This window comes from Kitasatospora sp. NPDC048296 (assembly GCF_043201815.1).
GTDB lineage: Bacteria > Actinomycetota > Actinomycetes > Streptomycetales > Streptomycetaceae > Kitasatospora.
The window spans coordinates 51,719-64,347 of record NZ_JBICZB010000028.1; the positions used below are offsets into that span (position 1 = coordinate 51,719).

Consider the following 12,629-nt stretch of genomic DNA (forward strand, 5'->3'; position numbering starts at 1 on the left):
CAGCGTGTTCCGTCCGTCGGGGGCGGCGCACCGGGCAAGGAGGGCCGCATGACCGTACGGCGCGTGATGGGCATCGAGACCGAGTACGGGATCTCCGTGCCCGGGCACCCCAACGCCAACGCCATGCTCACCTCGTCCCAGATCGTCAACGCCTACGCGGCGGCGATGCACCGGGCACGGCGGGCCCGCTGGGACTTCGAGGAGGAGAACCCGCTGCGCGACGCGCGGGGCTTCGACCTCGCGCGCGAGGTGGCGGACGCCAGCCAGCTGACCGACGAGGACATCGGCCTCGCGAACGTGATCCTCACCAACGGGGCCCGGTTCTACGTGGACCACGCGCACCCCGAGTACAGCTCGCCCGAGGTGACCAACCCGCGCGACGCCGTGCTGTGGGACAAGGCCGGCGAGCGGATCATGGCGGCCGCCGCGCAGCGCGCGCTGGAGCTGCCCAACGGGCAGACCATCCACCTGTACAAGAACAACACCGACAACAAGGGCGCCTCCTACGGCACCCACGAGAACTACCTGATGAAGCGGGCGACGCCGTTCGCCGACATCGTTCGCCACCTCACCCCGTTCTTCGTCTCCCGCCAGGTGGTCGCCGGCGCGGGCCGGGTCGGCATCGGCCAGGACGGCTCGTCGAACGGCTTCCAGATCAGCCAGCGGGCGGACTACTTCGAGGTCGAGGTCGGCCTGGAGACCACCCTCAAGCGGCCGATCATCAACACCCGGGACGAGCCGCACGCCGACGCCGAGAAGTACCGCCGGCTGCACGTGATCATCGGGGACGCCAACCTCTCCGAGATCTCCACCTACCTCAAGCTGGGCACCACCTCGCTGGTCCTGTCGATGATCGAGGACTCCTTCATCGCCTCCGACCTCGCCGTCGACCAGCCGGTGCGCACTCTGCACCGGGTCTCCCACGACCCGACGCTCAAGCACCTGATCACCCTGCGCAACGGGCGCAAGCTCACCGCCGTCCAGCTCCAGCTCGAGTACTTCGAACTGGCCCGCAAGTACGTCGAGGACCGCTTCGGCACCGACGCCGACGAGCAGACCGTGGACGTGCTGACGCGCTGGGAGGACGTCCTCGGGCGGCTGGAGCGCGACCCGATGTCGCTCTCCCGGCAACTGGACTGGATCGCCAAGCGGGAGATCCTGGAGGGCTACCGCAGCCGGGACGCCCTGGAGTGGGACAACCCGCGGCTGCACCTTGTCGACCTCCAGTACAGCGACGTACGGCCCGAGAAGGGCCTCTACAACCGCCTGGTGGCCCGTGGCCGGTTCGAGCGGCTGGTGTCCGAGGAGGAGGTCGAGCGGGCCGTCTCCAAGCCCCCGGAGGACACCAGGGCGTACTTCCGCGGGCGCTGCCTGGAGCAGTACGCGGACCACGTCGCGGCGGCCTCCTGGGACTCGGTGATCTTCGACCTGCCGGGCCGGGACTCGCTGCAGCGGGTGCCCACGCTGGAGCCGCTGCGCGGCACCCGGAACCACGTCAAGGAGCTGCTGGACCGCTGCCGCACGGCGGAGGACCTGCTCCGCGTCCTGGCCGGCGGGTAACTTTTCGATCACCATGGGTGAACGTCCGCCGAATGGGAATCATCCGGGGTGGCAGCGGGTGTTGGACAGGAAGCGCCACCGGCAAACCGGGAGCGGCAGTCGCACCTTGTGTATAGGGTCGGTGCCAACCGGCAACGACCGACCAGCCAAGCCGTGCCAGACGATTCGAGCGGGGTGAGGGAAATGGCGAGCAAGGACACCGGTGGCGGCCAGCAGCGGGCAAACCGCTCTTCCGAGGAGGTAGAGGAGCAGGCCGCGGAAACCCAGAATTCCGACGACCTCAAGGAGCGCCAGGAAAAGCTGAGCGACGACGTCGACGCGGTGCTGGACGAAATCGACGAGGTCCTGGAGTCGAACGCGGAAGATTTCGTGAGGGGCTTTGTCCAAAAGGGTGGGCAATAGCCCGTCCCCGGTATTCGGGAATTCACGGTCGCGACAGTCCTGGGCGGTCGGGCGGCGTCGGCCGCCCGGCCGCCCGGCACCGGCCCCTCCAGGCGTGGACAGTGATCGTCGGCGGGTAGGGTGCGGGCATTGCGCGCTTCAAGCTACCTGGAAGGAATCGTGTGGAAGCCAACACTCGTGGCACCGGGCGTCTACCGGCTGCCTTCCTGACCCCGGGGTCATCCTCGTTCCTCGACTTCCTCGCCGAGCACAAGCCGGAGCTGCTCCCCGGCCGGCTCGGGCTCCCCGAGGGTGCCGTGGTTGAGGCGCCGCACGGGACCACGATCGTGGCCGCGGTCTTCGACGGCGGTGTGGTGATCGCCGGTGACCGCCGGGCGACGATGGGCAACGTCATCGCCCAGCGCGACATCGAGAAGGTGTTCCCGGCCGACGAGTACAGCGCGGTCGGCATCGCCGGCACCGCCGGCCTCGCGGTCGAGATGGTCCGGCTGTTCCAGCTGGAGCTGGAGCACTACGAGAAGATCGAGGGCACCACGCTCTCCCTGGAGGGCAAGGCCAACCGGCTCACCACCATGATCCGGGGCAACCTGGGCATGGCGATGCAGGGCCTCGCGGTCGTGCCGCTGTTCGCGGGCTACGACCTGGACCGCGGCCGTGGCCGGATCTTCAACTACGACGTCACCGGCGGGCGTTCCGAGGAACGCGGCTTCGCCGCCACCGGTTCGGGCTCGGTCTTCGCCCGCGGCTCGATGAAGAAGCTCTACCGCGACGACCTGACGGCCGACCAGGCCGTCACCCTGGTCGTCCAGGCGCTCTACGACGCGGCGGACGACGACTCCGCCACCGGCGGCCCGGACCTGGCGCGGAAGATCTTCCCGATCGTCTCGCTCATCACCGAGGACGGCTTCCGCCGCCTCACCGGGGCGGAGGTCGCACAGATCGCCGTCGCCATCACCGACGAGCGCCTGACCCGCCCCAACGGCCCGCAGGCCCCGCTGCTCTAGCCATCACCTCACAGGAAAGGGACGACCGCCGGTGTCGACACCGTTCTACGTCTCGCCCCAGCAGGCCATGGCGGACCGCGCGGAGTACGCCCGCAAGGGCATCGCGCGCGGCCGCAGCGTGGTCGTGCTCACCTACGCCGACGGCATCGTCTTCGTCGCGGAGAACACCTCCAGAGCCCTCCACAAGGTCTCCGAGATCTACGACAAGATCGCCTTCGCGGCGGTCGGCCGCTACAACGAGTTCGAGAACCTGCGCATCGGCGGCGTCCGCTACGCCGACCTGCGCGGCTACTCCTACGACCGGGCCGACGTCACCGCCCGGGGCCTCGCCAACGTGTACGCCCAGACTCTGGGCACCATCTTCTCCTCGGTCGGCGAGAAGCCGTACGAGGTCGAGCTGATCGTGGCCGAGGTCGGCCGCACCGCCGACAACGACCAGATCTACCGGCTCACCCCGGACGGCTCGGTCGTCGACGAGAAGAACTACGTCGTGGTCGGCGGCAACGCCGACTCGATCGGCAACTACCTGGGCCAGCGCCACCGCGTCGGCCTGAGCCTGACCGAGGCGGTGAAGGTGGCCGTGGACTCGCTCGCCCGCGACCCCAACGGCGGCAGCCCGCGCCCCCTCACCCCGGAGCAGCTGGAGGTCGCGGTCCTCGACCGCCAGCGGTTCCAGCAGCGCAAGTTCAAGCGGATTCTGGGCAACCAGCTCGGCCGGTTGCTCGACGGGGACCAGTCCGCCGAGGCGGACGACGAGGAGAACCCGGCGGCCACCCCGCCGTCGGACGAGTAGTGCCTGCGGAGTCCCGTGCGGCGAGGCGATCGCCGCACGGGACTCCGGTGCCCCTGCGACGCACGTCGTCGTGGAGGCGGTTTCGGACAGCTCCGACCAGAATGGAGTGCTCATGGACCGCCGGATTTTCGGGCTGGAGAACGAGTACGGTGTGACCTGCACGTTCCGCGGGCAGCGACGGCTGTCGCCGGACGAGGTGGCGCGGTACCTGTTCCGCCGGGTCGTCTCCTGGGGCCGCAGCAGCAACGTCTTCCTGCGCAACGGCGCCCGGCTCTACCTCGACGTCGGCTCCCACCCCGAGTACGCCACCCCCGAGTGCGACGACGTGGTCGAGCTGGTGACGCACGACAAGGCGGGCGAGCGCATCCTCGAAGGACTCCTGGTGGACGCCGAGCGGCGGCTGCACGAGGAGGGCATCGCGGGGGACGTCTACCTCTTCAAGAACAACACCGACTCGGCCGGCAACTCCTACGGCTGCCACGAGAACTACCTGGTGGCCCGGCACGGCGAGTTCTCCCGGCTGGCCGACGTGCTGATCCCGTTCCTGGTGACCCGCCAGCTGATCTGCGGCGCGGGCAAGGTGCTGCAGACCCCGCGCGGCGCGGTGTACTGCGTCAGCCAGCGGGCCGAGCACATCTGGGAGGGCGTCAGCTCGGCGACCACCCGCTCCCGTCCGATCATCAACACCCGGGACGAGCCGCACGCGGACGCCGAGCGCTACCGTCGGCTGCACGTGATCGTCGGCGACTCCAACATGTCCGAGACCACCACGCTGCTCAAGGTCGGCGCCACCGACCTGGTGCTGCGGCTGATCGAGGCCGGCGTGGTGATGCGCGACCTCACCCTGGAGAACCCGATCCGGGCGATCCGCGAGGTCAGCCACGACCTCACCGGCACCCACCAGGTGCGCCTGGCCAACGGCCGCGAGGCCAGCGCGCTGGACATCCAGGAGGAGTACTACTCCAAGGCCCTGGAGTTCGCCGACCGCAAGGGGATCAACACCGGCACCATCGCCCGGGTGCTCGACCTGTGGGGCCGCACCCTGGAGGCCGTGCGCACCGAGCGGCTCGACGGGGTGGCCACCGAGATCGACTGGATCATGAAGTACAAGCTCATCGAGCGCTACCGCGAGAAGCACCAGATGAGCATGTCCAACCCGCGGGTGGCCCAGATCGACCTCGCGTACCACGACATCCACCGCCGCCGCGGCCTGTTCTACCTGCTCCAGGGCAAGGGCCAGGCGCAGCGGGTGACCACCGACCTCAAGACCTTCGAGGCCAAGTCGATCCCGCCGCAGACCACCCGGGCCCGGCTGCGCGGGGACTTCATCCGGCGGGCGCAGGAGCAGCGCCGGGACTTCACGGTGGACTGGGTGCACCTGAAGCTGAACGACCAGGCGCAGCGCACGGTGCTGTGCAAGGACCCGTTCCGTTCGGTGGACGAGAGGGTGGAGAAGCTGATCGCGGGGATGTAGGCCCCGAACGTGATCGAGGCGCCATGATCACGATGGCGTGTCCGGCCCCGGTGGTGTCTACCGGGGCCGGACGCGTGCCGGGCATACGCTGTCCGTCGAGTCACGAGAGCCGACTTCGACCGACAGTTAGGACCACCGTGCGCCGCACCGCCGGTTTGCTTCTCACCCTGCCGCTGCTGCTCGCGGTCGCCTGCAGCAGCTCGACCAAGGCGGCCGGCCCGGCGACGCCGTCCACCGCGACGGCCGCGCCGACGGTGCCCACGCCGGTCTCCGAGGCCTCGCCGATGCCCACTCTTTCGGGTGGCGGTTTCGGCAGCAAGGCCACCATCGCCATCCCCGAGGGCCAGCAGCCGAGCGGTCAGTTCGTGGTGAACACGGTGGTCGAGGGCGATCGGTCGACGGTCAACAAGGGCGACTGGGTGACCGTCAACTACTCGGCGAAGGACTGGACCACCGGCAAGGACCTGCCCAGCTCGTACGACGACAACGGCAAGCCGCAGCTCTACCAGGCCGGCAGCGGGCAGCTGGTGCCGGCGTTGGACCAGAGCGTGATCGGCAAGAAGGTGGGCACCCGGCTGCTGGTGGTGGCCCCGCCGGCGGCGGCCTTCGCGGACAAGGGCTCCGGCCAGCTGGGCGTGGGCTCGGGGGACACCGTGGTGTTCGTGCTGGACATCGTCGAGAGCCTGCCGCAGGACGCCACCCTGACCGGGACCATGACCCAGCCCGCCGCGACGCTGCCGCAGGTCAAGGACAACGGCAAGGCGCCGGTGACGATCACCATCCCGGCCGGGCAGGCCGCACCCACCGACCTGCAGCAGTCGGTGCTGATCAAGGGCGAGGGCAAGCCGGTCAAGCCCGGGCAGACCCTGGTGGTGCAGTACACCGGGGTGCTGTGGAGCAACGGGCAGCAGTTCGACGCCTCCTGGACGCACGGTGGCGCGCAGGCGGTGCAGATCGGCACCGGCAGCGTGATCGAGGGCTGGGACAAGGGCCTGGTCGGGCAGAACGTGGGCAGTCGGATCCAGCTGGTGGTGCCGCCGGCGCTCGGGTACAAGGACCAGGCGCAGGGTGCGGTGCCGGCGAACTCCACGCTGGTCTTCGTGATCGACATCCTGGAAGCCGTCTAGCGGGCGCTCTAGGAAGTCACCCGCAGGATTCCGTACGCTTGGGCGGACGCTCGTACAACGAAGCGTCCGCCCTCATCCTGAGCTGTCATACTGCCCTCGCACTGTGGCAGGCGCCGCCCGGCGCCGAGGTCCGGGGCGGGCGGTGCGGCGGCAGGCCGGCGGTCAGCACGCCGGGCGTAGACCTGGAAGACCTCGTGGCGAGATGGATGGGGAGTCATGACTGAGAAGACGCCGAGCCCGGGCGGGGCCGGCACCGCGGCGAACGACAGCTCTGCGGGTGACCCGGCCGCCTCTCGTCCCGGCGGCCCGGTTGCCGGGGATCGCGAGTCGATCGTCGTTCCCCCGGCGATCCTGGCGCAGCAGGCCGGCTGGGCGCAGCCCGGCGAGCAGTCGCGCGCCACGGGTGGCACCACGACGGACGACGCCCCGCAGATCTTCGCCAGCAACGTGCGCAAGGCCGACAGCTCGGAGGCCGGGTACGACGAGAACCCGCCGAGCGTGGGCAAGCTGGGCGTGATCCTCGGCACGGTGCTGGCCGTGCTGCTGGTCGGCAGCGGCATCACGCTCTACCTGGTGAACAAGGACGACTCCTCCAAGGACAGCGCCTCGGCCGCCAAGCCGGATGTGGCAACCGCGCCGCCCACGCCGAGCGCCGAGCCGGTGCCGCCGATCAAGGACAGCGCCAAGGTGCTGCCGACGGTCACCGGTGACTTCGGTAAAAAGGCCGACATCCAGGTGCCGGGCGACAAGTCCGACGGCTCCTTCGTGGTGAAGGTGCTGTCCGAGGGCAACGGCCCCAAGGTGGACAAGAACTCCTGGACCTCGGTGGACTACACCGCCAAGGACTGGAACACCGGCAAGGACATCCCGAGCTCGTACGACAACAACGGCAAGCCGCAGATCTTCCAGGCCGGCACCGACGCGCTGATCCCGGCGCTGGACCAGGCCGTGGTCGGGAAGAAGGCCGGCAGCCGGGTGCTGGTGGTGGCCCCGCCGGCCGCCGCCTTCGGCTCGCAGGGCAAGCCGGACATGTCGATCGGCGCCAAGGACGACCTGATCTTCGTGATCGACATCCGCAACAGCAACGCGCCCGACGCCGTGGTGAGCGGTACCGTCACCCCGCCGCCGGCGGACTTCCCGCAGGTCAAGGACAACGGCAAGAAGCCGGCCGACATCACCCCGGTGGCGGGCGCCAAGGACCCGACCGAGCTGAAGACTCACGTCCTGATCAAGGGCACCGGGCCGGCGGTGGAGAAGGGCGAGAAGGTCGTCGTCCAGTACACCGGCGCGCTGGCCAAGGACGGCAAGGTCTTCGACTCCTCGCTCAGCAAGGGCCAGGCGTTCTCCTTCCCGGTCGGCGGCGGCCAGGTCATCCAGGGCTGGGACCAGGGGCTGGTGGGTCAGACCGTCGGCAGCCGGGTCGAGCTGGTGATCCCGGCCTCGCTGGGCTACGGGGACAAGGGGCAGGGCGACATCCCGCCCGCTGCGACCCTGGTCTTCGTGGTGGACATTCTGGACGCGGGTCAGGGCTGATCCACTTTCGGGTGACAATAGAGGGCGTGTGACCTTCGGGTCCGGCCGCGTGGCCGGAGCCCTACGGGCGGCGGGCGCCCGTACCGTGGTCCAGGAACGGACCGGGTGCGGGTGCCCGCCGCTTGGTCGTGTAAGCAACGCGAACGTGAGAAGAGGGACTGTGAGCGTCAACCTCAACGAGAAGCCTGAGATCGACTTCCCGATCGGCGACGCCCCGACGGAGCTGCAGATCCGTGACATCGTCGTGGGCGACGGCGCGGAGGCCAAGAAGGGTCAGAACGTCAGCGTCCGCTACGTCGGCGTGACCTTCGAGACCGGCGAGGAGTTCGACGCGAGCTGGAACCGGAGCCCCAACGAGTTCCGCTTCCCGCTGGGCGGCGGCCGCGTCATCAAGGGCTGGGACCAGGGCGTCGTCGGCATGAAGGTCGGTGGTCGCCGCGAGCTGACCATCCCCTCGCACCTGGCGTACGGCAACCAGTCGCCGACCTCGGCCATCCCGGCCGGTTCGACCCTGATCTTCGTGGTCGACCTGCTGGCCGTCTGAGCCTGTCGTGACCTCGGGCCGGACCCCTCCGGGGCCCGGCCCGAGGCCGTGTTCGGGCCCGAACGGCACGTCGTGGGGATCAGGCGTGGGACGCGGCTTTTGCAGTGCGTACCGCTACCGGTACGGTCGGTCCCGCCGGGTGAGGATCGCCCGGTTGGCGCACCCCGCGCGCGGCGCGGCACACCGGAAGGGTCAGCGATGGCGATCGCCAAGGCAGAGCGGCTGATGAATCTCGCCCTGTGCCTGATGAACACCAGACGTCCGCTCTCCAAGAAGGAGCTGCGGGAATCCATCGAGGCGTACCGTGAGGCCTGGCAGAACAGCAGCGAGGACGCCTTCAACCGGATGTTCGAGCGGGACAAGGACGACCTGCGCGAGCTCGGCCTGGTGATCGACGTCGACGAGAGCGCCCTGGACGGCGAGCTCGGCTACCTCGCCCGCGCCGACCGCAACCGGCTGCCCGAGATCGCGCTGGACGCCGAGGAGGCCGCCGCGCTCACCCTGGCCGCCCGGGTCTGGCAGCAGGCCAAGATGTCCGGCGCGGCCAGCGGCGCGCTGCAGAAGCTGCGCGCGGCCGGGGTGCCGTTCAGCGAGGCCGAGGGCCGGACCGCCCTGGAGCCGCGCATCCCAGCCCGGGAGGCCGCGTTCGAGCCGCTGCTCACCGCCGCCCGGGACCGTCGTCCGGTGACCTTCGAGTACCGCAAGGCCGGGGCAGCCGCCGTCGAGCAGCGCAGCGTCGAGCCGTGGGCGCTGGAGTGCTGGCGCGGGCACTGGTACCTGGCCGGGTACGACCGCGACCGGGGCGACGCCCGGGTGTTCCGGCTCAGCCGGATCACCGGCAAGGTGAAGGCGAAGAACGGGGCCTTCCTCGGGACGGTGCCCGAGCACGTGGACGTGCGGGCCACGGTGGCCAAGTTCGCCGGGGAGGGCGCCACCGCCACCGCGACCGTCCGGGTCCGCCGGGGGGCCGGCTTCCCGCTGCGCACCAAGGCGCTCAACAGCAGCCGGGTGGACGAGGGCTGGGACGAGCTGGAGATCCCGTACGGCAACGGGCTGGGCGCCGACCTCGCGGAGTTCGGGCCGGACGTGCTGGTGCTCGGGCCGGAGGAGCTGCGGGCGGATGTGATCGACCGGCTGCGGGCGGTCGCGGGGCTGGACTCGGAGGACGTACGGGCATGAGTAATGCGATCGACCAGACGCGACGGATGCTGTCGCTGGTCACCTACCTGCGCGAGCGGCCCGGGGCCGAGGTCGCCGAGGTGGCCCGGGCCTTCGGGATCAGCGAGCGCGAGCTGATCGGGGACCTCAACGTGCTGCCGATGTGCGGCACCAGTTTCCGCGGCGGCGACCTGCTCGACATCGACACCGACGGCGAGCGGATCTGGTGGCACAACGTCGACGACGTGGCCCAGCCGCTGCGGCTGGCCGCCGACGAGGCCACCGCGCTGCTGGTGGCCGCCCGCGCGGTGGCCGGGCTGCCGGGCCTGCGGGCCGGGGACCGGGAGGCGCTCACCCGGGCCGTCGCCAAGATCGAGAACGCGGCCGGGGAGAGCGCCGAGGGCAGCGCCCGGGTCGGCGTGACCTTCGAGGCCGAGAGCCACGTCTTCGCCGACATCGACCGCGCGCTCAGCGAGGGCCGCCGGCTCTGGCTCCGCTACTACTCGCACGGGCGCGGCGGGATGACCGAGCGCGAGGTCGACCCGATCCGGCTGCTCACCGAGGGCCACACCTACCTCGAGGCCTGGTGCCGCACTTCCGAGGACCACCGGATGTTCCGGCTGGACCGGGTCGCCGAGATCCGCGTCCTGGACGTCCCGGCCGACCCGCCCCGGCGCGAGCCGCGCGACCTGAGCGGCGGGCTGGTCAACCCGGCGGCGGACGACCCCGAGGTGGTGGTGGAGGTCTCCTCCGGCGGGCGCTGGGTGGCCGAGTACTACACCCACGACCGCGCCGAGGAGCTGCCCGACGGCGGGCTGCGGATCACCCTGCGCAGCGCCGACCCCTCCCAGCTGCGCCCGCTGGCGCTGCGGCTGGGCCGGGACGGCCGGATCGTCTCGCCGCCCGAGCTGGCCGAGCAGGCGCGCTCGGCCGCGCGGGAGGCGCTGGCCGCCTACGGGGAGGGGCAGGTCTGACCGGTGGAGCCCGGGACCAGATTCAAGGTGTACTGCTCGGAGTGCCGGGAGAAGGTGGAGCTCCCGGCCGAGGAGTTCCGGCTGACCCTCGGTCGGACCCCGGCGCAGGCGCACTACAGCTTCGGCTGTCCGCTCTGCGGGGCGGCGGTGCGCAAGCCGGCCGGGGAGAAGATCGTCGAGGCGCTCACCGGGGCGGGGGTCCGCACCATGCGGCTCGTCCCGGCCGAGGGGTAGCGCGGGCCTGGCGATAGGGTGGGGCGCATGTCCTGGATGCTCGTCGCCGCCGTCCTGCTCGCCACCGCGGGCCTGCTGGTCCTCGGGGTCCTCGCGATCCGGCTCTGGATGGACGTACGGGCGCTGGCCAAGGGCGTGGACGCGGCCTCGCGGGCGCTGACCGAGGCGGCGGGGGAGCTGGCCTCGGCGGTTCCGAACCGTTAGGCGGAATTTCGGGTGGCACACCGGGGCATCGGCGGTACGGGGGCTGCTGTACCGAGGTAGGGGCGGGTTACGCTCTCAAGTGGCTCCTGAACTGCGAACCGGGAGCCGCTGTCCTGTTCGGGCGGCCGTCGTCGGGGCGTCATCCGCAGCGGTTACCATCCGCGGCGGGCGGCCTGTCGGGCCGTGGAGGCTGAAGGTGGTCGGCGCATGCGCTTGTCGGTGACCGCGATCGTGGTGATCGCGGTGTTCGCCATCGTGCTGTTCGGATCCAAGCGGCTGCCCGATCTGGCTCGTTCGCTGGGGCAGTCGCTGCGGATCCTGAGGAGCGAGACCAAGGCGATGCGCTCGGACGGCGCCTCGGGCGGGAGCGCGGCGCGGCCGGCGCCGCGGGTCGACGGTGCGGCGCGGTCGTCGGTCAAGACCATCCAGACGGCTCCGGGCGCGTCGGCCACGGCCCGGCCGGTGGCCGAGTCGGGCGCCGGACCGTCCGCGCCCGACGACCGCCCGCACTGAGCGCGGCGTACGTGACGGACGTGATGTACGCGACGCAGGCGACGCACGCGACGCACGCGACCATGGAGGCCCGTCGACCGGCGGGCCTCGACGCACGAGTTGAGGACCGGGGTTGAGCAAGCTCTCCAAGGCGCCGAAGAAGGAGCCCAAGGATCCTGAGGGGCGGATGGCCCTCGCCGACCACCTGCGGGAACTGCGCAACCGCGTGGTCAAGTCGGTCCTGGCGATCGTGCTGTTCGCGATCATCGCGGCGATCTACCACAAGCAGATCGAGCACTTCCTGCTCGAGCCGCTGCCGCAGTGCCCCACCAAGCAGGACTCGGACCAGTACCACGGGCGTTGCGCCCAGGTGTCCAACATCGGCCTCACCGCCGGTTTCAACTGGATGCTGAAGGTCGCGCTGACCGCGGGCGTGGTGGCGGCCGTCCCGGTCTGGCTGTACCAGGTGTGGGCCTTCGTGGCGCCCGGCCTGCACAGGCACGAGAAGAAGTACGCGGTCATCTTCATGGCCTGCGGCGCCCCGCTGTTCCTGACGGGTGTGGCCTGTGCCATCTGGGTGATGCCGACCATGGTCGAGATGCTGATCTCGTTCACCCCGAGCGACACGACGCCGATCCTGCCGCCCGAGGACTACTTCGACGTCGCCACCCGGATGGTGCTGGTCTTCGGTCTGGGCTTCGAGTTCCCGCTGCTGCTGGTGATGCTCAACATGGTCGGCATCGTGACCGGCAAGCGGCTGCTCAGCTGGTGGCGCGGGATGGTCATGGGCATCACCGTGTTCACCGCGTTCGCCACCCCGGGCGCCGACCCGGTCAGCATGCTGCTGCTGGCCATGCCGATCTGGGCGCTGTACTTCGCCGCGGTGGCCGTCGCGCTGCTCAACGACCGGCGCAAGCGGCGCAACAACCCGGACGCCGACCTGGACGACGAGGAGGCCTCGCACCTGGATCTCGCGGTGCAGGAGGTCGATGGTGCGGAGTCGGTGCGCGCCTCGGCGGCGCCGACGGCCAGTGCCGCGCCGGTGTCGGCCGGGCGGCACGAGCAGATGGACGACATCACCTGAGCCGGTAGTTCCTCGTGAAGCCCCGGCCCGCCGCCTCCCGCGGCGG

Annotated in this window: 14 protein-coding genes; all 14 read left to right on the forward strand. The window is 70.6% G+C overall.

Annotation, left to right across the window (positions count from 1 at the left end):
- Window positions 1–48: 48 nt before the first annotated feature.
- Window positions 49–1,560 (forward strand): depupylase/deamidase Dop, encoded by a 1,512-nt coding sequence (gene dop / locus ACGF12_RS18690; protein ID WP_393030774.1) that lies wholly within the window; start codon window positions 49–51, stop codon window positions 1,558–1,560.
- Between the two features lie 183 nt (window positions 1,561–1,743).
- Window positions 1,744–1,962, forward strand: coding sequence for a ubiquitin-like protein Pup (locus ACGF12_RS18695; protein WP_031069167.1), 219 nt, complete (start codon window positions 1,744–1,746; stop codon window positions 1,960–1,962).
- A 161-nt stretch (window positions 1,963–2,123) separates the two neighbouring features.
- Window positions 2,124–2,966, forward strand: a complete 843-nt coding sequence (gene prcB, locus ACGF12_RS18700) for a proteasome subunit beta (protein ID WP_393030777.1) — start codon at window positions 2,124–2,126, stop codon at window positions 2,964–2,966.
- A 31-nt stretch (window positions 2,967–2,997) separates the two neighbouring features.
- Window positions 2,998–3,759, forward strand: a complete 762-nt coding sequence (gene prcA, locus ACGF12_RS18705) for a proteasome subunit alpha (protein ID WP_393030780.1) — start codon at window positions 2,998–3,000, stop codon at window positions 3,757–3,759.
- Window positions 3,760–3,871: 112 nt separating this feature from the next.
- On the forward strand, window positions 3,872–5,233 hold the full coding sequence (gene pafA / locus ACGF12_RS18710) for a Pup--protein ligase (RefSeq protein WP_380610481.1): 1,362 nt from the start codon (window positions 3,872–3,874) through the stop codon (window positions 5,231–5,233).
- A 137-nt stretch (window positions 5,234–5,370) separates the two neighbouring features.
- Window positions 5,371–6,360, forward strand: coding sequence for an FKBP-type peptidyl-prolyl cis-trans isomerase (locus tag ACGF12_RS18715; protein ID WP_393030784.1), 990 nt, complete (start codon window positions 5,371–5,373; stop codon window positions 6,358–6,360).
- Between the two features lie 216 nt (window positions 6,361–6,576).
- A complete protein-coding gene (locus ACGF12_RS18720; RefSeq protein WP_393030786.1) occupies window positions 6,577–7,893 on the forward strand; it encodes an FKBP-type peptidyl-prolyl cis-trans isomerase in 1,317 nt (438 codons plus the stop codon).
- A gap of 160 nt (window positions 7,894–8,053) precedes the next feature.
- Complete coding sequence (locus ACGF12_RS18725) at window positions 8,054–8,437, forward strand: FKBP-type peptidyl-prolyl cis-trans isomerase (protein ID WP_393030789.1); 384 nt, start codon at window positions 8,054–8,056, stop codon at window positions 8,435–8,437.
- Between the two features lie 198 nt (window positions 8,438–8,635).
- Window positions 8,636–9,616: a helix-turn-helix transcriptional regulator gene (locus tag ACGF12_RS18730; RefSeq protein WP_393030792.1), complete on the forward strand. Its 981-nt coding sequence runs from the start codon at window positions 8,636–8,638 to the stop codon at window positions 9,614–9,616.
- Window positions 9,613–10,569, forward strand: a complete 957-nt coding sequence (locus ACGF12_RS18735) for a WYL domain-containing protein (RefSeq protein ID WP_316520336.1) — start codon at window positions 9,613–9,615, stop codon at window positions 10,567–10,569. Before ACGF12_RS18730 ends, ACGF12_RS18735 begins: the two co-directional genes overlap by 4 nt.
- Window positions 10,570–10,572: 3 nt before the next feature.
- On the forward strand, window positions 10,573–10,803 hold the full coding sequence (locus ACGF12_RS18740) for a hypothetical protein (protein WP_355669931.1): 231 nt from the start codon (window positions 10,573–10,575) through the stop codon (window positions 10,801–10,803).
- Between the two features lie 27 nt (window positions 10,804–10,830).
- On the forward strand, window positions 10,831–11,007 hold the full coding sequence (locus ACGF12_RS18745; RefSeq protein WP_387622859.1) for a hypothetical protein: 177 nt from the start codon (window positions 10,831–10,833) through the stop codon (window positions 11,005–11,007).
- Window positions 11,008–11,214: 207 nt separating this feature from the next.
- Entirely contained in the window at window positions 11,215–11,520 is a 306-nt protein-coding gene (gene tatA, locus ACGF12_RS18750; RefSeq protein ID WP_393030796.1) for a Sec-independent protein translocase subunit TatA, read from the forward strand.
- A 166-nt stretch (window positions 11,521–11,686) separates the two neighbouring features.
- Window positions 11,687–12,583 carry a twin-arginine translocase subunit TatC gene (gene tatC, locus ACGF12_RS18755; protein ID WP_393030895.1) on the forward strand — a complete coding sequence of 299 codons (897 nt, stop codon included), beginning with the start codon at window positions 11,687–11,689 and terminating at the stop codon, window positions 12,581–12,583.
- Window positions 12,584–12,629: the final 46 nt, after the last annotated feature.

Excerpts from the sequence above, each read along its gene's own strand:
- dop (WP_393030774.1), top strand. The coding sequence starts at position 49 with ATGACCGTACGGCGCGTGATGGGCATCGAGACCGAGTACGGGATCTCC.
- ACGF12_RS18720 (WP_393030786.1), top strand. The coding sequence starts at position 6,577 with ATGACTGAGAAGACGCCGAGCCCGGGCGGGGCCGGCACCGCGGCGAAC.
- tatC (WP_393030895.1), top strand. The coding sequence starts at position 11,687 with ATGGCCCTCGCCGACCACCTGCGGGAACTGCGCAACCGCGTGGTCAAG.
- ACGF12_RS18695 (WP_031069167.1), top strand. The coding sequence starts at position 1,744 with ATGGCGAGCAAGGACACCGGTGGCGGCCAGCAGCGGGCAAACCGCTCT.
- ACGF12_RS18735 (WP_316520336.1), top strand. The coding sequence starts at position 9,613 with ATGAGTAATGCGATCGACCAGACGCGACGGATGCTGTCGCTGGTCACC.
- pafA (WP_380610481.1), top strand. The coding sequence starts at position 3,872 with ATGGACCGCCGGATTTTCGGGCTGGAGAACGAGTACGGTGTGACCTGC.
- ACGF12_RS18730 (WP_393030792.1), top strand. The coding sequence starts at position 8,636 with ATGGCGATCGCCAAGGCAGAGCGGCTGATGAATCTCGCCCTGTGCCTG.
- ACGF12_RS18745 (WP_387622859.1), top strand. The coding sequence starts at position 10,831 with ATGTCCTGGATGCTCGTCGCCGCCGTCCTGCTCGCCACCGCGGGCCTG.
- tatA (WP_393030796.1), top strand. The coding sequence starts at position 11,215 with ATGCGCTTGTCGGTGACCGCGATCGTGGTGATCGCGGTGTTCGCCATC.